This is a genomic window from Pseudomonas sp. 910_21, from assembly GCF_052850735.1.
Map to the genome: position 1 here is coordinate 124,921 of NZ_VXCY01000012.1, position 18,226 is coordinate 143,146.

Consider the following 18,226-nt stretch of genomic DNA (forward strand, 5'->3'; position numbering starts at 1 on the left):
ATTCATCTGGAACACCGCTCACTACGGCAGCACGGTGTTCTGTAAGGGGGCTCGCCGCTGGCCGGTGGAGCCCGCTCTCAACGCACTTGTGGTCATCTATGGAAAAGTCGAAGTTTCGCAAAATCGGTATGGGGCTGTTGCTGGTGGTTGTGGCCGGATTGATTTTCTATACGGTGCAGGCGCCGGCAGAGCCGCCGCAGTACTTGACCGCCAAGGTTGAACGGGGGGACATCGAGAACGCGGTCCTGGCCTCGGGCCTGCTGGAGGGCATCAAGCAGGTGGACGTCGGGGCCCAGGTTTCCGGGCAGTTGAAGTCGCTCAAGGTCAAGGTCGGGGACAAGGTGAAGAAGGGCCAGTGGCTGGCGGAAATCGATCCGTTGGTGCTGCAGAACACCCTGCGCCAGGCCCAGGTGGACGAGGAAAACCTGCAAGCCAAGCGCCGCGCCACCGCGGCCCAGCTCAAGGAAACCAAGGCCATCTACGAGCGCTACCGTGACCTGCAGTCGGACGCGTCGATTTCCCAGCAGGATTTCGAGACGGCCGAGTCCAACTATGAGGTGCAGCGGGCCAACCTGCTGTCCCTGGACGCGCAGATCAAGAGCGCCCATATCCAGATCGACACCGCCAAGGTCAACCTGGCCTACACCCGCATCATCGCGCCCATCGACGGCGATGTGGTGGGGGTGGTGACCCAGGAAGGCCAGACAGTGATTGCCAACCAGCTGGCGCCGGTGCTGCTGAAACTGGCGGACCTGGACACCATGACCGTCAAGGCCCAGGTCTCGGAGGCCGACGTGATCCATATCGCCCCCGGCCAGGAGGTGTATTTCACCATCCTCGGCGAAGCCGAGCGGCGTTATTACGCCAAGCTGCGGGGCACTGAACCGGCGCCGCAGAACTTTCTCGAAACCCAGACCGCCGGCACCCCCAAGCAGAACACCGCGGTGTTCTACAACGCCCTGTTCGACGTGCCCAACCCGGACCACCGGCTGCGCATTGCCATGACCGCCCAGGTGCGCATCGTGCTGGATACCGCCAAGGATGTGCTGATGGTGCCGGTGGCGGCCCTGGGCCCGCGCAACGCCGACGGCAGCTTCGCGGTGCGGGTGCTGGACGCCAAGGGCCATGCCCAGTCGCGCAACGTCAGCACCGGGATCAACAACAACGTCAAGGTGCAGATCAAGGAGGGCCTGGCGGAGGGCGACAAGGTGGTGATCGGTGATCCGGTGCCCGGCACGGCAGGGGCCTGACCATGACCCAGCCATTGTTGGAGCTCAAGGGCATCAGCCGCAGCTTCACCGCCGGGGAGCGGGAGTTCCTGGCCCTGAAACACATCGACCTGAGCATCCAGGCCGGGGAAATGCTGGCGATCACCGGGGCCTCGGGCTCCGGCAAGTCGACCCTGATGAACATCCTCGGTTGCCTGGACTACGCTACGGCCGGCAGCTACAAGGTCAACGGCCAGGAAACCCGCGACCTGGACGATCAGGCCCTGGCGGAGCTGCGCCGGGACTATTTCGGCTTCATCTTCCAGCGTTATCACTTGCTGCCGCACTTGAGTGCCATGCACAACGTCGAGATGCCGGCGATCTACGCCGGCACCCCGCAAGTCAAGCGCCATGGCCGGGCCCGGGAGCTGCTGGCGCGCCTGGGGCTGTCCGGGCACCTGGCCAACCGGCCCAACCAGTTGTCCGGCGGCCAGCAACAGCGGGTGAGTATCGCCCGGGCCCTGATGAACGGCGGCGAAGTGATCCTCGCCGACGAACCCACCGGGGCCCTGGACAGCCACAGCGGCAAGGAGGTGATGGGCATTCTCCAGGAACTGCACGCCCTGGGGCACACGGTGATCATCGTCACCCACGACCCTCAGGTGGCGGCCAATGCCGAGCGCATCATCGAAGTGCATGACGGCGAGATCGTCAGCGACCGGGTCAATTCGCACGGGGCGCAAGAGGTGCCGACGCAGGCCCCGGTGAGCACCCGGCCGGCCGGAGCGCGACGCCTGGTGGCCAGCCTCGGGCTGTTCAAGGAAGCCTTCGTCATGGCCTGGGTGGCGCTGGTCTCGCACCGCATGCGCACTTTGCTGACCATGCTCGGCATCGTCATCGGCATCACCTCGGTGGTGTCCATCGTGGCCATCGGCGAGGGCGCCAAGCGCTATGTGCTCAAGGACATCCAGGCCATCGGCAGCAACACCATCGACATCTTCCCCGGGGCCAGTTTCGGCGACAGCCGGGCGGCGGCGATCCAGACCCTGATGCCCGCCGACGTGACGGCCCTGAACCAGCTGTACTACGTCGACAGCGCCACGCCGATGGTGGGCCGCAGCCTGTTGCTGCGCTACGGCAATATCGACCTCAATGCCACGGTCAACGGCGTCAGCCACCTGTACTTCAAGGTCCGCGATCTCAAGCTTGCGGCCGGCATCGCCTTCAGCGAGAACGATGCCCGGCGCCAGGCCCAGGTGGTGGTGATCGACCACAACACGCGCAACCGTCTGTTCGGCCCGGACGTCGACCCCCTGGGGCAGGTGATCCTGGTGGGCAACTTGCCGTGTACGGTGATCGGGGTCACCGCCGAGAACAAGAACATGTTCGCCGCCAGCAACCTGCTCAACGTCTGGGTGCCTTACGAGACGGCGGCGGGACGGGTGCTGGGCCAGCGCCACCTGGACAGCATCAGCGTGAAGATCAAGGACGGCCAGCCGAGCAAGGTGGTGGAGGAGCATGTGAAGAAACTCATGGTGCAGCGTCACGGCACCAAGGACTTCTTCACCAACAACCTCGACAGCATCATGCAGACGGTGCAGCGCACCAGCCGCTCCCTGGCCTTGCTGTTGTCGCTGATCGCGGTGATTTCCCTGGTGGTCGGGGGCATCGGAGTGATGAACATCATGCTGGTGTCGGTGACCGAGCGAACCCGGGAGATCGGCATCCGCATGGCGGTGGGGGCGCGGCAGTCGGACATCCGCCAGCAGTTCCTGGTGGAGGCGGTGATGGTCTGCCTGATCGGCGGGGCCATCGGCATCGCCCTGTCGTTTGCCATCGGCTACCTGTTCACCCTGTTCATCAAGGAATGGGAAATGGTGTTTTCCATGGGCTCGATCGTCACCGCGTTCGCCTGTTCGACCTTGATCGGCATCGTCTTCGGCTTCGTTCCGGCGCGCAATGCCGCCCGGCTGGACCCGATCGAGGCCCTGGCCCGGGATTGACCGGCCCACAGACGGAACCGCCGGCACTGGGGCCGGCGGGGTCGGGGTTACGGGATCAAGGCCGGTGTCGGATCAGGCCGGCGTGCTATCGCTGGTGCCCGGCGCTTCTTCCTGGGGCGAGTACATCCAGCGCAGCAGGGAGTGGCGACCACTGATGCCGAGCTTGATGGCGGCACGCTTGAGGTAGCTCTCGACGGTATTGACCTTGAGCTTGAGCTGCTCGGCCAGCTGCGGTGCGGTGCGTCCGGCCAGCAGCCCGACACAGACTTCCAGCTCGCGGTTGGACAGGCGCAGCCCGGACTGCTCCAGGCGCTCGGCAAAGCGCAGGCGCAAGGTCGCCAGGCCCTCGATGGCGGCGCGGTCCTGCTCGGCAGAGTCGCTGCGTGGCTGCAGGGCGCTGATGTGTTTTTCCACCATGGGCAGCAACAGCGGCGAGATGTCCTCCAGCAGCAGGCGTTCCTGGGGGGAAAAGCTCTGGGCCTGGCTGCTGCGGTACACCGACAGCACGAAGTGATACGAATCCTTGCGACCGGTCAGGTGCAATTGCGCCGGGTCCGCGTTGCCCCGGTGACGCAGCAGTGGCGGGCTGCCGCAGGGTTCGTCGGGCTGCTCGGGAAAACCGGCGCGCAGCAGCGGGTCGTTGCTGGCGTGCAGGTCGCTGTACAGCGGGTGACGGCTTTGCATCAAGGTATTGCCGGTTCTGCCGCTGGCCTGTTGCGGGTCGGCCCGCAGTTGGGTGATGTGAGTGGCGTCCACAGCCAGTTGGGTGAGTATCAGGTCGTGCAGCATGCGCGGGAAACTGCGGCTGCCGGTGCTGGCGATGACCTTGCCAATGTGTGGAAACAGTACTTGTGAGTTCATCATTTCATCCATGAATGTGAAGGTGTGGAAGGGCTGCCTTATAACAACGAGTTTGGGTCTCGCTTGATTTACCTCCTGTTTGCGCGGATCGACAAAGGGTCGCCTCGTATCCTAGTACAGGGTTGTGATGGCTGTTTGATGAAGTGCGCAAAAACTTGCACGGCAGGCGGGGCCGCTACAACCGTCGCCGCGCCTGGGGCGGCGCGGCGGCGGGGTAGGCGGGGGTTACAGGCGCGGTTGCTCCTGGGGCATGCCCAGCAGCTGGTGCAGGGTGTTGATCAGCGCCTGCTGGCGCAGCCGGTCTTGCTGGTGCCGGGCCTCGGCGGCGGCAACATCGGCGTGGCAGTGTGGGCAGGTGCTTTCATGGGCGTGGATGTACTCCAGGCAACTGCGGCACAGGGCCAGGCGCGGCGGGATGCGACCTTCCTCGGGGGAGGCCTGGCCCTGGTTGATCCAGGCCAGCTTGATCACCTGGCCGCTGTCGCTGACGCTGGAGACTGCCTCGCCGGTGTCGATGCGCTCGGTGATCAGGTCGAAGCGGCCCACCGAGAACGAGGCCGGGCCGGCGTCTTCGAGTTTGACGATGCGCTCGCGCAGGCCTTTTTTCTGCAGGTCCAGGGTCCGGTAATGGCAGTAGGGGTTGTTCCCCGGCTTGCCCAGCAGCGAGTGCGAGGTCCAGGTGCAGCCGCCACGGCAGACGTCGTTGTAGTAGCAGGTGCGGCAGTAGCCCCACAGATCGTCCACCGAGCGCAGGCGGCCGAAGTGCATGCCTTCGCTGTAGTGCCAGATGTCGTGCAGGCTCATGCTGCGCACGTTGCCGCCGGAGAAACCGACCGTGGCCAGGGACGGACAGCCCTTGACCGTGCCGTCGGCTTCCAGGGCCAGCACCGTCTGCCCGGCGGCGCAGCCGCTCCAGTGCACACGGTCGTCGCCGAAGCCGCGCCACATGTGTTCGTAGGGGCCGTAGTAGCCGATGTTGTTGCCCACATTCATCAGTAATCCGCGCTCGGCGCCTTCGCGGTACAGGCGCGCCAGCAGTGGCATCACCTCCAGCAATTGATAGGGCTGCAACAGCAACTCGGGGTGATCCACGGCGTTGCCCATGGCCACCGTCAGCTGGATCTGCCAGTGGCTGGCGCCGGCATCGATGATCAGCTCCATCAGGGCCGGCAGGTCGGGCAGGGTGGCGGCGCCGATCTGGGTGTTGACGCTGACCTTGAGGCCCGCCTGCTTGGCCCGGCGCAGGGTGTCCAGGGCCTTGTCGAAGGAGCCGGGCACGTTGCGCACTGCGTCGTGCAGCGGCGCCAGGCCGTCCAGGGACACGCCGACGCCATTGAGCCCGGCGTCCACCGCGGCCTGCATCTTGGCCGGGGTCAGGTTGCGTCCGCCGGTCTGGATCGCCACGTACATGCCGTGGTCGTGAATGGCCTGGATCAGCCGCGTCCAGTCCTTGCGCAAATAGGCTTCGCCGCCGATCAGGGTGACTTCCCGGGTGCCCAGGGCGGCGATGGAATCGATCACCGACAGGCATTCCTGGGTGTTCAGCTCGCCGGGGCGCCGATGCCCGGCACGGGAGCCGCAATGCAGGCACTTGAGGTCGCAGGCGAGGGTGATTTCCCAGACCACGTGCACCGGCACATAGCGCTTGAGGTCGGTTTCGCTGAGGTAGCGGACGGGGAGACTGTCTGACATGAAAGATCCTTGCGCACCCAGCGGTGCGCGGCACCAACCCATCGAAATAGGCGCGCCTTCCTTGTGTTGCAATGGCGCGATCGGTTTACCGCAACCCTGGGGCCGACCCTTGTCGGCCGGCCCCGGGTGCCTGAACTCAGCGACGTTCCAGGCGGCTGATTTCCGCCTGCAACTGCTGCACCGCCTGGCTCAGGTTGTCACTGTTGGCCAGTTGCTGCTCGCCCTGGGCCACCAGCGCCTTGAGCCGCGCCAGATCGCCGCTGCTCTGAGCCTGCTGCAGCGCCACGGCATACAGCGGCTGCGGGTACAGATGCCGCTGATCGTCCTTGGGCGCCAGCTCGGCGCTGGCCGCTTGATCCACGGGCGCCTGGCTCACGGCGGCATGCTGGACCACATGCCAATGGCCCTGGTACTGGTAGCGATAACTGGCGAAACCGCTGGCCCAGTCGAGGCCGAGAATGCCCTGCAGATGGAAAGTCTCGGCGATCTGGCTGGTGGGCCCGCTGGGGTTACCGGCCAGGTTGAGGACGATATGGCCTTCACTGGAGGGGTCCAGTTTGACCTGGGAGTAGTCGCCCCAGACATCCGCGAGGAAGTGCACCGGTGGCGAGGTGCTCTGAGTCACCCGGGCCACGCCGCTGACTTTTTTCTGCGGCGTGTTGACCAGCAGATCCAGGGTCAGCACCGGCCCTCCGATCACAGGGTTGGCGACGATGAGGCGGGTATGGAACAGTCCGATTGTCATGCTGCAACTCCTTATCTTTTGGAAGACATCAGGTTCTCTGGACGGCCGGAATCAGCGCCGCTCGTGCTTGCTGATCTCGGCCTTGGCCGCATCCAGCGCCGTGCGGATCAGCGGCAGCTGCTCCAGTTGCTGGGTGGCCACCTTGTGCAGACTCTTCATCTGCGCCAGGTCGCCGCTGGCGATGGCGCCGTGGATCGGTGCCGCGTACAGCGCCGAGATCGGCGGCAGTGGGCGGTTGGGCTGGCCATGGTGAGGGGCCGAGAGGGTGCTGGACTGCACGGGCTCCTGCAGATGGGCGGGGACCTGATTGACCGATACCCAGCTGTGCCCGTTGTAGTACTGGTAGTTGGCCACGCCTTCCTTCCAGTCCTCGCCGACCACCAGATGCAGCTTGAAGTTGATGACGGAGTTGGAACCGGGTCCGCCCTGATTGCCCTGGGCGGTGATGAGGATCTTGCTGGTGCTCGGCGGCATGACCGTCAGGTAGGTGTACTGACCCCAGACTTCGCTATGCAGGTCCAGGGGTGGATTGACCGCCTGAGTGATGGACGAAGTACCGCGCACGCTTTGCTCGGGGGTGTAGACCAACAGATTGAGGATCAGGGTTGGGGCCCCGGGTTGCGAGGTACCGATGCGATAGCTCAGGGGGAACAGGCCTTCTTGGGGGATAGAACCAGACATATGCTTTGCCTCCATTCAATGACGGGGAAACAGCGACTAGTGCTGTTCCAGGCGGGCGACTTCCTTGGCCAGCTGTTCGTAGGCGTTGTGCAGATCCTTGGGTTCGGACTCTTTCGGACCGCGCTTGGCCAACAGGGCTTTCATCTGGGGCAGCTTGCCTTCGGAGATCGCCGATTGAATTGCCACCCCGTAGGGTGGAATCACATGTTGAGATGCATTGCTCATGGCGTGTGCCTTCCGTGGGTGTGGATGGGTGCTGCGGTATTTGGCAGCTTTTGCAGTTAAGCAGCGCGGGTGGAAAGGGCGGGGTAATGGCACATTGATTTTGTGGGTTTCCGACAGGTGGATTCACGGGGGTTCGAGGGGGGCTGGGGGGGCATTCCAAAGGGCGAGATGGAGGGGGGGGGCTGTTTGAGGATGGCGATAGAGGGGTGGTTTTTTTCGCGGGGCTGATGCGGTGATGCGGGGTGGCCGCTGGCGGTTTTGCCTTTAGGGTGAGGGGGACGGGGTGCATATCTGTTGCTGCGGTCACGGCCGCTGGTGGGTTCGTTTTTATGGCGTGGGGGTGGGGTACATATCCGTTGCTGCGGTTATGGCCACTTAGGGTTTCGCCCTTACGGCGACTCACTTTTTTCAAACGCCGGAGTGCCGGCCCAGCGAAAAGTAAGCAAAAACGCTTGCCCCTCCATGGGCCCCTCGCTGGGGCTCGGGGTGCCCTCTCTCCGGCATTGCTCCGGGGGCCCGCCGCCACCCGGCCATCCATGGCCGGGTGGCGGCTAGCTCGGCATCCATGCCGAGCTGCCCCCTACGCAACGCCTACGCTCGGCCGGCTGGGAAGGGGCCTGAAGATCAAGATCAAGATCAAAAGCCAAGCGCGTTTACGCGCTGTCCGTAGGAGCCGGCTTGCCGGCGAAGAGGTCCGCAAGACATGCATCGCCTGGGCGGACGCCTTCGCTGGCAAGCCAGCTCCTACAGAAACGCACGCACCCTTAGCTTCAGGCCGGCCGGCAGGCCGCCGTCGCGCTCTTGATTTTGATCTTGATCTGAGCGCCCCGTTAACCACGATGGCCGAACGCAGGCATTGAGCCGTGGGTAACCCGGCAGGGATGCCGGGTTAGCCGCCACCCGGCCATGGATGGCCGGTGGCGGCGGCCCACGGATCAATGCCGGAGTGAGGGCATGCCGAGCCTAGGCGAGGCACCGAGTGGAGGGGCAAGAGCCTTTGGTTACTTTGGGCTCCTTCCAAAGTGACTCGCCGTAAGGGCGAAACCCTAAGTGGCCGTTACCGCAGGAATGGATATGTCCCCAACCCCGCTGTAAGAGCTAAACCGTAACCAGCCCCACCCGCAGCACCGGATATGTCCCCCCCCAAAAAAAAGCCCCAGAACTCAAACCACCCCCAACTCCCCCAACTGCCTCCGCGTCTCCTCCCCAGCCACATGATGAATCGCCCGCCACCCCAACGCCCTGGCCGCGACGATGTTCGGCGCATGATCATCGATGAACACCAACTCCTCAGGCGCCACCCCCGGCAAATGCGCACGAATGCGCCCCAAAGCCGTGTGATAGATCTCGGCATCCGGCTTGATCTGCTGCTCCTGCCCCGACACCACAATGTCGCGAAACTTTTGCAAAAACGGATAATTCTCCCAGGCATAGGGAAAGGTTTCCTGGGACCAGTTGGTCAACCCGAACAGCGGCATCTGCGCCTGGTGCAGCTCTTCCAACAGGGCCACGCCTTCCTCCAGTGGCCCTTTGAGCATCTCCGGCCAGCGCCCGTAATAGGCCTCGATCAGCGGTGCATGCTCGGGATGCTCGGCCACCAGGCTGCGGGTCGCTTCGGCCAGGGGCCGCCCGGCGTCCTGCCGGGTGTTCCAGGCCTGGGTGCAGACGGTGTCGAGGAACCACTGGCGACGGGCGTCGTCGGGGATCAGTTGGCGGTACAGGTGGTGCGGGCTCCAGTCGAACAACACGCCACCAAAATCGAAAACCACGGCACGAATCGTCATGAACACTTCCTGTTGAGCGGTTGTGGGCCAGGGCGTCATCCTGCGACGCTGCGCAGCGCAATGCAATTTGCCGGTGGCCATTGGTCCGCTGGCCGGCACCCTTGGAACGGATCGCGATCCAACGCCTGTACCCGTCCTTTTGCGGGCTAGCACAGGAGCTGACCATGGCTGCCAAGAACCCCACGGGGCCGCGCTCGTCCGAGCACGCCTCGAATCACCATGACCCGGGTTTTGACCCCGATTCGCCGGACCTGGCCGACCCCCAGGTCGATCCGGTAGGCCCGGCCAGGGCGCCCCTGGATCAGCCCGAACCCGAGCACCAGCGCAAGCGCTCGCGAGCCTACGACCCCCTGGCCAATCTGAGGAAATGACCCCGGCGCGCCGACATGCGGCCGTCGCCGGGTCGTTCTGCGGGTGTAAGGTAAAACGGCCAAGCCCCAGGCACGCTGACAAAAAGGAGGTGTCCATGAGTACGCCGCTGCTGAACAAGTTGCAGATCAACGGTTATCAGGTATTGAGCGTCAACCACGGCCCCTGGAAGGTCTGCACAGCGGGTGACCGGCTTGCCACTTTCGGCACCCGGGAAGAAGCCCTGGCCTTTGCTGCCGCCTTGCCAGTGCGCAGGGCATCACCGGCCACCAAGCATCGATAGCGCCCGGCAGAAAAAAGCCCCGATCGGTTCGGGGCTTTTTTGTGTCCGGGCTGCTGCCAGCGCCGGGTCAGTCGACAATCACCGGCTCGTTCGGATCATCGCTCAGGCACACGGTCAATTGCTCCCCGGCCTTGTTGAACGCGCAGCGGGGCAGGGATTGCTGCTTGATGAAGCTCAGCGGCGGCAGGATGAATACCGCCGCCAGGACCAGCGCCCACACGGTTTGCAGAAACAGCACATCGGCGCTGTGGGCGGCGGGCCGTGAGACGAGGCGTCGGCGCCAGTAGAAGTACAGGCCGCTGATAACGAACAGGCACACGATGCCCATCATGTAGTCCAGCTCCCAGGCCTCGGGGCTGAACGAGCGGCTGCCATCGTCATCATCCGGGTAGTTGAGCCGCCACCAGGCCCCCAGCAGCAACGGCACCAGCCCGGCCATCAGCCAGGCCATGCGCGCGCCGGGCATCCGGGTCAGCAGGGCCAGGACCAGGCCGATCAGGCACAGCACCCAGGCAAAGAGGTACAGCTGAAAACCCATGGCGCCGCCGAACAGCGTGCCGCTGACATCCCGCGGTTGCATCACTTGCACGTCGCACAGCAGCATCACCGACAGCGGGATGGCGACGACGATCCAGCACAGGGGGCGGTACAGCCACAACCACAGGGTAAACAGGCGAGACATGGGCACACTCATCAAGGTCGAGAAAAGGAGGAATGAAGTCAGGGGCACGCTCAGTCGACAATCACCCGGGTGCCAGGGCCCAGGCATATGCTCAACTGATTGCCGGCCCGGTCGAAGGCGCAATAGGGCAGGGGTTTGCGGGTGATGGCCTGCAGCGGTGGAAGGATGAAGGCCGCCCCCAGCACCAGGGCCCACAGGGTCCGCAGCAACAGCAGCTTGCGATGGGCGGGCGGACGCGGTTTGAGCCGCTGCTGGCGCAACAGGTAGACCCCGCTGTAGACCAGGGCAAAACCGAACACCATCACGTAGTCCAGCTCCCGGGCCTGGATGCTGAAGATCAGGTTGCCGTCGAAATCATCCGGGTAGTTGATCCGCCACCACAGGCCCAGCAGCAACTGCACCAGCCCGGCGACGATCCAGGCCAGGCGCGCGCCGGGCACTCGGGTCAGCAGCGCCAGCACCAGGCCCAGGACGCTGAGGGCCCAGCCGCCCAGGTACATCAGAAAACCCATGGAACCGCCGAACAGGGTGCCGCCAACGTCCCGGGGGACGATCAGGTTCAGGTTGCAATGGATCATGGTGGCCGTGGGCGCGGCGACGGCGATCCAGCACAGCGGGTAGTAGAGCCGGGACCAGAGGGTGTACAGGCGGGACATGAAGGAACTCGAGAGTAACAGGGACGATGAGGGAGGGCGGCTCAGGTTCAAACCAACAGCCAACCGCAGGCAACCGCGAACAGCAGCAGGGCGATGCTGATGCCCGCCAGGGGAATGCGAAACCAGTAACGTATGGCCAGGACCCAGAGGCTGGCGAGAAACCCCAGGCCGATCAGCAGCAAGCCACGGGCCTCCAGCAGCAGGGCCGGGTGCAGCCAGGCCAGGTAGCCATAGACCAGGCCGAACAGCATGGCGCCCAGGCTGTGGCTGGCGTTGAAGCCGACCCAGGCCCGCCACAGGCTGGTCTGGCCAGTGATCATCGGCGACACCTGGCGCATGCGTTCGGCCAGGGCCGGATCACGGGGCTGGAATTTGTCGGTGGCGAAGGTGTAGATCAGGTGCAGGGTGCCGAGCAGCAGCACGATGGCTGAGCTGGCGATGATCAGGGCGGGGGCCAACACGTTTCTTCCTTGGGCGGTGCTCGGGTGCGCGGAGTATGCAGCGGCGCCCGAGGTTTTGCACCTGCGGGCGCGGCTTTTTTAGCGGCACGGGGCAGGGCGGCGGGCGCCCTGCCCAGGGGCTCAGAAGTGCTCGGCGTCGAGGCCGAACAAGGAGGCACTGCCGGCGCGGATGCTCTGTTCCAGGCTGAGGATGCGCGGCAGCATGCGGCTGAAGTAGAAGCGTGCGGTGGCCAGCTTGGCACCGTAGAAACCGTGGTCCTCGGAGCGCTTGTGCTCGGCCACCTGGGCCATGCGCGCCCACAGGTAGGCATAGGCCACGTAGCCGAACAGTTGCAGGTATTCAACGCAGGCGCTGCCCACTGCGTTGGGGTTCTGCGCCGCTTGTTCGCGCAGCCAGTCGCTGAGGTCTTCCAGGCGTTGCACCGCGTCCAGCAGCTCGGCGGCGTAGGCGGCGCCGGGCAGGTAGGCGTAGTCGCGGATCTCGCCGGTGAACAGGCGCAGGGCCACGCCGCCGTTGCCCACCACCTTGCGCCCCAGCAGGTCCAGGGCCTGGATGCCGTTGGTGCCTTCATAGATCTGGGCGATGCGCACATCCCGCACCAATTGCTCCTGGCCCCATTCGCGGATATAGCCGTGGCCGCCGAAGATCTGCTGGCCCAGGACGCAACTGTCCAGGCCGGTGTCGGTAAAGAACGCCTTGGCCACCGGGGTCAGCAGCGCCACCAGGGCTTCGGCGTTTTGCCGCTCATGGGGCTGGTCGGCGAACTTGGCCAGGTCCAGCTGCTGGCCGACGTAGCTGGCGAAGGCCCGGCCGCCTTCGGTCATGGATTTCATCGACAGCAGCATGCGCCGCACATCGGGGTGGACGATGATCGGGTCGGCGATCTTGTCCTTGGCCACCGGGCCTGTGGGGGCACGGCTCTGGATGCGCTCGCGGGCATAGGTGCGGGCGTTCTGGTAGGAATTCTCGGCGCAGCCGATGCCCTGGATGCCGATGGACAGGCGCTCGTAGTTCATCATGGTGAACATCGCCGCCAGGCCTTTGTTGGCCTCGCCGATCAGCCAGCCGGTAGCGCCGTCGAAGTTCAGCACGCAGGTGGCCGAAGCCTTGATGCCCATCTTGTGTTCGATGGAACCGCAGCTCACCGCGTTGGCCGCGCCGAGCACGCCGTTGGCATCGACCTGGATCTTCGGCACCAGGAACAGCGAGATGCCCTTGGGCCCGGCCGGGGCGTCCGGCAGCTTGGCCAGCACCAGGTGGATGATGTTCTCGGTCAGGTCCTGCTCGCCGCCGGTGATGAAGATCTTGCTGCCGCTGATGCGGTAGCTGCCGTCGGCCTGGGGCTCGGCGCGGGTGCGGATGATCCCCAGGTCGGTGCCGGCGTGGGCCTCGGTCAGGCACATGGACCCGGCCCAGCGGCCTTCGTACATGGGCGGCAGGTACAGCGCCTTGAGGGCTTCACTGGCGTGGGCGTCGATGGCCAGGCAGGCCCCGGAACTCAGGGCCGAGTACAGGGCGAAGCTGGAGTTGGCGGCGTAGAGCATCTCTTCGAACTGCACCGCGAGCATCTTCGGCATGCCCATGCCGCCGTAGGCCGGGTTGCCGCTCAGGCCGACCCAGCCGCCCTGGATATAGGTGCTGTAGGCCTCCTTGAAACCGGCCGGGGTGCGCACCTGCCCGGCGTGCCAGCTGGCGCCTTCCTCGTCGCCGCTGCGGTTGAGCGGGGCGATCAGGTTGCCGGTGACCTTGGCTGCCTCTTCGAGAATGGCATCGGCGGTGTCGCCGTCCACGGTATCGGCCAGGGCCGGCAGACGGGCCCAGAGCTTGGGCGCATTGAACACTTCATGCAGGACAAAGCGCATATCGCGCAGCGGAGCGTTGAATTCGGGCATTGCAGGAACCTCGGGCAAAAGGGGAGGTTGAACGGCCGTGGCCGCATGAATCGAAAATGACCGTAAATCCCCTTTGTAGGAGCCGGCTTGCCGGCGAAGAGGCCCGCAAGCCATGCATGGTCCTGGCCGACGCCTTCGCTGGCCAGCCAGCTCCTACGGGGGGGCGGCAAAATCGCCATCGCCGGCCAGCCGGCTCCTTCAGGGGGTGTGTATTCAGGCTAGAGGTTTTTCGCCATGTCGCGCAGGACGAATTTCTGGATCTTGCCGGTGGAGGTCTTGGGTAATTGGCTGAACACCACGGTGCGCGGCACTTTGAAGCCCGCCAAGTGCTCGCGGCAGAAGGCGATGATGTCTGCTTCGCGCACGTCCTGATGATCGGCCTTGAGGGTAATGAAGGCGCAGGGTGTCTCGCCCCATTTTTCGTCGGGCCGGGCCACCACCGCCGCTTCCAGCACCGCCGGGTGGCGATAGAGCACGCCTTCCAGTTCGATGGTGGAGATGTTCTCGCCGCCGGAAATGATGATGTCCTTGAGCCGGTCGCGGATTTCAATGTAGCCGTCCGGGTGGGTCACCCCCAGGTCGCCGGTGTGGAACCAGCCGCCCTCGAAGGCCTCGGCGGTGGCGCTGGGGTTCTTCAGGTAACCCTTCATCACGGTGTTGCCGCGCATGAAGATCTCGCCGATGGTCTGGCCGTCCCGCGGTGTCGGTTCAAGGGTTTTCGGGTCGGCCACCATCACCCCTTCCAGCGTGGGGTAGCGCACGCCCTGACGTGACTTGATCTGCGCCCGCTGCTCCAGGGGCAACTCGTCCCAAGCGGCGTGCCAGGCGCACAGGGTCACCGGACCATAGACCTCGGTCAGGCCGTAGACGTGGGTCACCTTGATGCCCATTTCCTCCACCGCACCGATCACCTTGGCCGGCGGCGCGGCTCCGGCCACCATGGCGTTGACCGGGTGGTCGATGGCGGCCTTGGCGGTGTCGGGCATGTTCACCAGGGCATTGAGCACGATGGGCGCGCCGCACAGGTGGGTGACCTGATGTTCGCGAATCAGGTTGAGGATCTTCTGCGGATCGACCCGGCGCAAAAACACATGCACCCCGGCCAGGGCGGTGACGGTCCAGGGGTAGCACCAGCCGTTGCAGTGGAACATCGGCAGGGTCCACAGGTACACCGGGTGGTTGCCCATGGCCCAGGTCATCTGGTTGCCCAGGGCATTGAGGTAGGCGCCGCGGTGGTGGTAGACCACGCCCTTGGGGTTGCCGGTGGTGCCTGAGGTGTAGTTGAGGGCGATGGCTTGCCACTCGTCATCCGGCCACTGCCAGGCAAACTCGGGATCGCCCTCGGCGAGAAAGGCCTCGTAGTCCAGCTCGCTGACCGGCTGGCCTTCGCCGTATTCCGGGTCGTCGAGATCGATCACCAGAGGCGGGTGATCGAGCATGGCCACGGCGGCGTGGATCACCTCGGAGAATTCGCGGTCGGCGATCAGCACCTTGGCTTCGCCGTGGGCCAGCATGAAGGCGATGGCCTCGGCGTCCAGGCGCACATTGAGGGCATTGAGCACGGCGCCGATCATCGGCACGCCGAAGTGCGCCTCAAGCATCGCCGGAATGTTCGGCAGCATCACCGCCACGGTGTCGTTCTTGCCGATGCCGCGCCCGGCCAGGGCCGAGGCCAGGCGCCGGCAGCGGCTGTAGGTCTGGGCCCAGGTGCGGCGGATCGAACCGTGGATCACCGCCGGATAATCGGGGTAAACCGCAGCGGTGCGTTCGATGAAGCTCAAAGGGGAGAGGGCAATGTGATTGACGGCAGTCGGCGCCAGGCCTTGCTCGTAGATGGACATGGTTCGGGTACCCGGTGGCTGATTATTAGCTCTATTGGCCGAGGCTTGGATGGCGTGTGCTGTGTACCTGGGGCACCCACTGTAGGAGCCGGCTTGCCGGCGAAGGCGTTCTCAAGAACACCTGCGCCTGTAGGAGCCGGGCGTTCCCCATCAATCGTGCCCTACAGGCAGGTACGCAGCACACCCAGCGAAAGCTCGGTGACTTATCCGGGGTCTTTTATATACTGTTTGTCGATTTATATGGAAGTACTACCTGAGTTGTATAGTAGTTATACTATAAAAAGAATCCGCCACTCCGGCCCCGAGATTGATCGACCATGCCCGACTCCACCCACCTGCGTCACTGGCTACGCCTACAGCGCGAAGGCGGCTTGCCGGATTCGCCCTGGCTTGGCCATGACCCGCAACCCAGCCTGTTGCTGGACGCCCAGGCGCAGCCGCTGGACCTCAATCCGGCATTGCGCCAGTGGCTGGACGGCGCGGCCAGCGACGAGATCGCGGCCCTGCTGCCGGTCAATCACCCAGCCCTGGTGCGGGCCTGCCTGGAGCAGCAGCGGGCCATCGAACAGGTGGAGGCCCAGTGGGGCGAGCGGATCCTGCTCTGGAGCTTTATCCCCGATCCCCTGCGACAGCGGGTGCTGGCGCGCTGTCAGGAAGCCACCGCCCAGGTCCAGGCCGAGCGCGAGTCGGCCAAGGCCCGGCGCCTGTACCGGTTGATCACCGAGAACACCACCGACCTGATTTCCCGGCACACCCCGGACGGCAGTTTCCTCGACGCCTCGCCGGCTTCCTGGACCCTGCTCGGCTACTGGCCCGAACAACTGCGTGGCCTGCTGGCCCGCAGCCTGTTCCACAGCCAGGACCTCGCTGGGTTGATGCAGCGCACTCAGGACGCCCTGGAGCAGGACGGCTACCACACCATGACCTATCGCATCCGCCATCGCGACGGTCATTACCTGTGGTTCGAAACCGCCTGCCGCGGCATCCGCGACACCTACACCGGCACCGTGGTGGAAGTGGTGGCGGTGTCCCGGGACATTACTGCCCGGGTCCAGGCCGAGGAGAACAAGCGGCGCCTGGCGGAAGTGGTGGAAGCCAACCCCGACCCGGTGCTGTTCATCCAGCCCGGCGGCGCGGTGACCTACCTCAACCCGGCCGCCCGGCGCACCCTGGATCTTGCCACCGGGCAGGCGATGCCGGAACTGGCGGCGATCCTCAGCCAGGAAGTGCTGCAGAGCCTGCAACAGGAAGGCTGGAGCTGTGCCGAACGCAGCGGCCGCTGGAGCATCGAGACGCGCCTGCAACCCCCGGCGGGCGGCAGTTCGGTGCCGGTGTCGCTGATGCTCCTGGCCCACCGCGCCGCCAGTGGCGAGCGCTTCTATTCCCTGGTGGCCCACGACCAGAGCGAGCGCGAACTGCGCGAGGCCCAGCAGCGCCATCACCAGGACGAACTGGCCCACACTGCGCGCCTGGTGACCCTGGGCGAACTGGCCTCAGGGATCGCCCACGAGATCAACCAGCCGTTGGCGGCGGTGGTCAATTACGCCAACGCCAGCCAACGCTATTTGCAGGCCCTGGACACTCAGCCGGAGGCCGCTCGCAAGGTCGCCCAGGGCCTGGAGCGGATCGCCGAACAGGCAACCCACGCCGCCGAAGTGATCAAGCGCCTGCGGGCTTTTCTGCGCAAGGGCGGGCGCCGGGTCCAGGCCCTGGATATCGCCGAAGTGGCCCGGGAAACCGTGCGCCTGTGTGCCTGGGAAGCCCAGGCCTGTCAGGTGGCGATCGAGCTGCGGCTGGCGGATAATCTGCCGCCGGTGTACGCCGACCGGGTACTGCTGGAGCAGGTGCTGCTGAACCTGCTGCGCAACGCCATCGAGGCCAATCGTGAGGTGCATCCGCAGCAGGCCTCCCACATCGTCCTGGGGGCCGAAGCGGCTGCCGGGGGCGGAGTGCAGGTCAGCGTCAGCGACCAGGGCCCCGGAGTCTGCGCCGAACAGCTGCCTCAGCTGTTCACCCCGTTCTACACCAGCAAGGCCAACGGCCTGGGGCTCGGGCTGTCCATGAGCCGCAGCATCGTCGAGGGCTTTGGCGGCGACTTGCAGGCCCAACTCCAGGACCGAGGTTTGATGATGTGCTGCCACCTGCCGGCCACGGCCCCGGCCGATCCGGATGCAGCTTCCCACCCGACAACAGGAGCAAGGCAATGACCCGTGAGGCGCAGCAGGTGGTGTATGTGGTCGACGATGACCCGGGCATGCTCGACTCCACCGTCTGGCTGCTGGAGTCGGTGGGCCTCAAGGCGCTGCCGTTCACCAGTGGCCGGGAGTTTCTCGAACACTGCGACCCCAGCCTCAACGCCTGCGTGCTGCTGGATGTGCGCATGCCCGGCATGGGCGGGCTGAATGTCCAGGAACAACTGCGTCAGCGCGATATCCGTCTGCCGCTGATCTTTGTCAGCGGCCACGCCGACGTGCCCATCGTGGTCCGGGCGTTCAAGGCCGGGGCGGTGGATTTCATCGAGAAGCCCTACAACGAACAGTTGCTGCTGGACAGCGTGCAGCAGGCCCTGAGCCGCGCCGACCGCCATCAGCACCAGAGTGCCGGGCAGGCCCGGGTGCAAGGTTTGCTGGAGAGCCTGACGCCACGGGAGAAAGACGTGTTGCTGCCCCTGGTGCAGGGCTATACCAACCGCGAGATCGCCGAGCAGCTGGGGGTCAGCATCAAGACCATCGATTTGTATCGCTCACGGGTGATGAAGCGCATGCAGGCCGAGCACCTGCCGCAGCTGGTGGGCATGGCGATTGCCGCCGGGCTGGTGGACCCGCTGCAACTGCGCTGAGGT

The 18,226-nt window shown here is 65.1% G+C and carries 17 protein-coding genes; 6 read left to right on the forward strand and 11 right to left on the reverse strand.

The window, feature by feature from the left end; all coding sequences use genetic code 11:
- Window positions 1–98 precede the first annotated feature (98 nt).
- Window positions 99–1,250, forward strand: coding sequence for a macrolide transporter subunit MacA (gene macA, locus FW796_RS30055; RefSeq protein WP_346631646.1), 1,152 nt, complete (start codon window positions 99–101; stop codon window positions 1,248–1,250).
- A 2-nt stretch (window positions 1,251–1,252) separates the two neighbouring features.
- Window positions 1,253–3,211, forward strand: coding sequence for a MacB family efflux pump subunit (locus tag FW796_RS30060; protein WP_446440555.1), 1,959 nt, complete (start codon window positions 1,253–1,255; stop codon window positions 3,209–3,211).
- A gap of 72 nt (window positions 3,212–3,283) precedes the next feature.
- On the opposite strand, the gene FW796_RS30065 is transcribed toward FW796_RS30060, so the two are convergent.
- From FW796_RS30065 to FW796_RS30090, 6 genes are all read right to left on the reverse strand, one after another.
- Window positions 3,284–4,072 (reverse strand): helix-turn-helix transcriptional regulator, encoded by a 789-nt coding sequence (locus FW796_RS30065; protein WP_446440556.1) that lies wholly within the window; start codon window positions 4,070–4,072, stop codon window positions 3,284–3,286.
- Window positions 4,073–4,297: 225 nt separating this feature from the next.
- The gene (locus FW796_RS30070; protein ID WP_346631643.1) at window positions 4,298–5,764 is read right to left on the reverse strand and encodes a GDL motif peptide-associated radical SAM/SPASM maturase; all 1,467 of its coding nucleotides are present in this window, start codon (window positions 5,762–5,764) and stop codon (window positions 4,298–4,300) included.
- A gap of 136 nt (window positions 5,765–5,900) precedes the next feature.
- Window positions 5,901–6,509 carry a DUF1842 domain-containing protein gene (locus tag FW796_RS30075; RefSeq protein WP_346631642.1) on the reverse strand — a complete coding sequence of 203 codons (609 nt, stop codon included), beginning with the start codon at window positions 6,507–6,509 and terminating at the stop codon, window positions 5,901–5,903.
- A gap of 51 nt (window positions 6,510–6,560) precedes the next feature.
- A complete protein-coding gene (locus FW796_RS30080; RefSeq protein ID WP_346631641.1) occupies window positions 6,561–7,190 on the reverse strand; it encodes a DUF1842 domain-containing protein in 630 nt (209 codons plus the stop codon).
- A gap of 36 nt (window positions 7,191–7,226) precedes the next feature.
- The gene (locus FW796_RS30085) at window positions 7,227–7,415 is read right to left on the reverse strand and encodes a DUF1843 domain-containing protein (protein WP_123724079.1); all 189 of its coding nucleotides are present in this window, start codon (window positions 7,413–7,415) and stop codon (window positions 7,227–7,229) included.
- A 1,163-nt stretch (window positions 7,416–8,578) separates the two neighbouring features.
- The gene (locus FW796_RS30090) at window positions 8,579–9,199 is read right to left on the reverse strand and encodes an HAD family hydrolase (protein WP_446440557.1); all 621 of its coding nucleotides are present in this window, start codon (window positions 9,197–9,199) and stop codon (window positions 8,579–8,581) included.
- 164 nt (window positions 9,200–9,363) lie between these two features.
- On the opposite strand from FW796_RS30090, the gene FW796_RS30095 reads away from it, so the two are divergent.
- Both FW796_RS30095 and FW796_RS30100 read left to right on the forward strand, forming a co-directional pair.
- Complete coding sequence (locus FW796_RS30095) at window positions 9,364–9,570, forward strand: DUF6021 family protein (RefSeq protein ID WP_185073403.1); 207 nt, start codon at window positions 9,364–9,366, stop codon at window positions 9,568–9,570.
- Between the two features lie 95 nt (window positions 9,571–9,665).
- The gene (locus FW796_RS30100; RefSeq protein WP_346631639.1) at window positions 9,666–9,851 is read left to right on the forward strand and encodes a DUF2188 domain-containing protein; all 186 of its coding nucleotides are present in this window, start codon (window positions 9,666–9,668) and stop codon (window positions 9,849–9,851) included.
- A 67-nt stretch (window positions 9,852–9,918) separates the two neighbouring features.
- Here the strand turns inward: FW796_RS30100 and FW796_RS30105 are convergent, their stop codons facing one another.
- The 5 genes from FW796_RS30105 to FW796_RS30125 form a co-directional block, all read right to left on the reverse strand.
- On the reverse strand, window positions 9,919–10,533 hold the full coding sequence (locus tag FW796_RS30105; protein ID WP_446440558.1) for a hypothetical protein: 615 nt from the start codon (window positions 10,531–10,533) through the stop codon (window positions 9,919–9,921).
- Window positions 10,534–10,583: 50 nt separating this feature from the next.
- Window positions 10,584–11,189, reverse strand: coding sequence for a hypothetical protein (locus tag FW796_RS30110; protein ID WP_346631637.1), 606 nt, complete (start codon window positions 11,187–11,189; stop codon window positions 10,584–10,586).
- Between the two features lie 47 nt (window positions 11,190–11,236).
- Entirely contained in the window at window positions 11,237–11,650 is a 414-nt protein-coding gene (locus FW796_RS30115; RefSeq protein WP_346631636.1) for an LIC_13387 family protein, read from the reverse strand.
- Window positions 11,651–11,770: 120 nt separating this feature from the next.
- Window positions 11,771–13,543 carry an acyl-CoA dehydrogenase C-terminal domain-containing protein gene (locus FW796_RS30120; RefSeq protein ID WP_346631635.1) on the reverse strand — a complete coding sequence of 591 codons (1,773 nt, stop codon included), beginning with the start codon at window positions 13,541–13,543 and terminating at the stop codon, window positions 11,771–11,773.
- Window positions 13,544–13,761: 218 nt separating this feature from the next.
- Complete coding sequence (locus FW796_RS30125) at window positions 13,762–15,384, reverse strand: acyl-CoA synthetase (RefSeq protein ID WP_346631634.1); 1,623 nt, start codon at window positions 15,382–15,384, stop codon at window positions 13,762–13,764.
- A 317-nt stretch (window positions 15,385–15,701) separates the two neighbouring features.
- Between FW796_RS30125 and FW796_RS30130 the strand changes: the two genes are divergently transcribed.
- Together FW796_RS30130 and FW796_RS30135 are read left to right on the forward strand one after the other, a co-directional pair.
- Complete coding sequence (locus FW796_RS30130) at window positions 15,702–17,591, forward strand: PAS domain-containing sensor histidine kinase (RefSeq protein ID WP_446440559.1); 1,890 nt, start codon at window positions 15,702–15,704, stop codon at window positions 17,589–17,591.
- Window positions 17,588–18,223 (forward strand): response regulator transcription factor, encoded by a 636-nt coding sequence (locus FW796_RS30135; protein WP_446440560.1) that lies wholly within the window; start codon window positions 17,588–17,590, stop codon window positions 18,221–18,223. The genes FW796_RS30130 and FW796_RS30135 overlap by 4 nt, the downstream gene beginning before the upstream one ends.
- The last annotated feature ends 3 nt before the right edge of the window (window positions 18,224–18,226 follow it).

What these genes read in the sequence shown, in the direction of transcription:
- FW796_RS30070 (WP_346631643.1), bottom strand. Translation starts at nt 5,764, where the DNA reads ATGTCAGACAGTCTCCCCGTCCGCTACCTCAGCGAAACCGACCTCAAG.
- FW796_RS30110 (WP_346631637.1), bottom strand. Translation starts at nt 11,189, where the DNA reads ATGTCCCGCCTGTACACCCTCTGGTCCCGGCTCTACTACCCGCTGTGC.
- FW796_RS30120 (WP_346631635.1), bottom strand. Translation starts at nt 13,543, where the DNA reads ATGCCCGAATTCAACGCTCCGCTGCGCGATATGCGCTTTGTCCTGCAT.
- FW796_RS30130 (WP_446440559.1), top strand. Translation starts at nt 15,702, where the DNA reads ATGCCCGACTCCACCCACCTGCGTCACTGGCTACGCCTACAGCGCGAA.
- FW796_RS30125 (WP_346631634.1), bottom strand. Translation starts at nt 15,384, where the DNA reads ATGTCCATCTACGAGCAAGGCCTGGCGCCGACTGCCGTCAATCACATT.
- FW796_RS30060 (WP_446440555.1), top strand. Translation starts at nt 1,253, where the DNA reads ATGACCCAGCCATTGTTGGAGCTCAAGGGCATCAGCCGCAGCTTCACC.
- FW796_RS30100 (WP_346631639.1), top strand. Translation starts at nt 9,666, where the DNA reads ATGAGTACGCCGCTGCTGAACAAGTTGCAGATCAACGGTTATCAGGTA.
- FW796_RS30065 (WP_446440556.1), bottom strand. Translation starts at nt 4,072, where the DNA reads ATGAACTCACAAGTACTGTTTCCACACATTGGCAAGGTCATCGCCAGC.
- FW796_RS30095 (WP_185073403.1), top strand. Translation starts at nt 9,364, where the DNA reads ATGGCTGCCAAGAACCCCACGGGGCCGCGCTCGTCCGAGCACGCCTCG.
- FW796_RS30105 (WP_446440558.1), bottom strand. Translation starts at nt 10,533, where the DNA reads ATGTCTCGCCTGTTTACCCTGTGGTTGTGGCTGTACCGCCCCCTGTGC.
- FW796_RS30135 (WP_446440560.1), top strand. Translation starts at nt 17,588, where the DNA reads ATGACCCGTGAGGCGCAGCAGGTGGTGTATGTGGTCGACGATGACCCG.
- macA (WP_346631646.1), top strand. Translation starts at nt 99, where the DNA reads ATGGAAAAGTCGAAGTTTCGCAAAATCGGTATGGGGCTGTTGCTGGTG.
- FW796_RS30075 (WP_346631642.1), bottom strand. Translation starts at nt 6,509, where the DNA reads ATGACAATCGGACTGTTCCATACCCGCCTCATCGTCGCCAACCCTGTG.
- FW796_RS30085 (WP_123724079.1), bottom strand. Translation starts at nt 7,415, where the DNA reads ATGAGCAATGCATCTCAACATGTGATTCCACCCTACGGGGTGGCAATT.
- FW796_RS30090 (WP_446440557.1), bottom strand. Translation starts at nt 9,199, where the DNA reads ATGACGATTCGTGCCGTGGTTTTCGATTTTGGTGGCGTGTTGTTCGAC.
- FW796_RS30080 (WP_346631641.1), bottom strand. Translation starts at nt 7,190, where the DNA reads ATGTCTGGTTCTATCCCCCAAGAAGGCCTGTTCCCCCTGAGCTATCGC.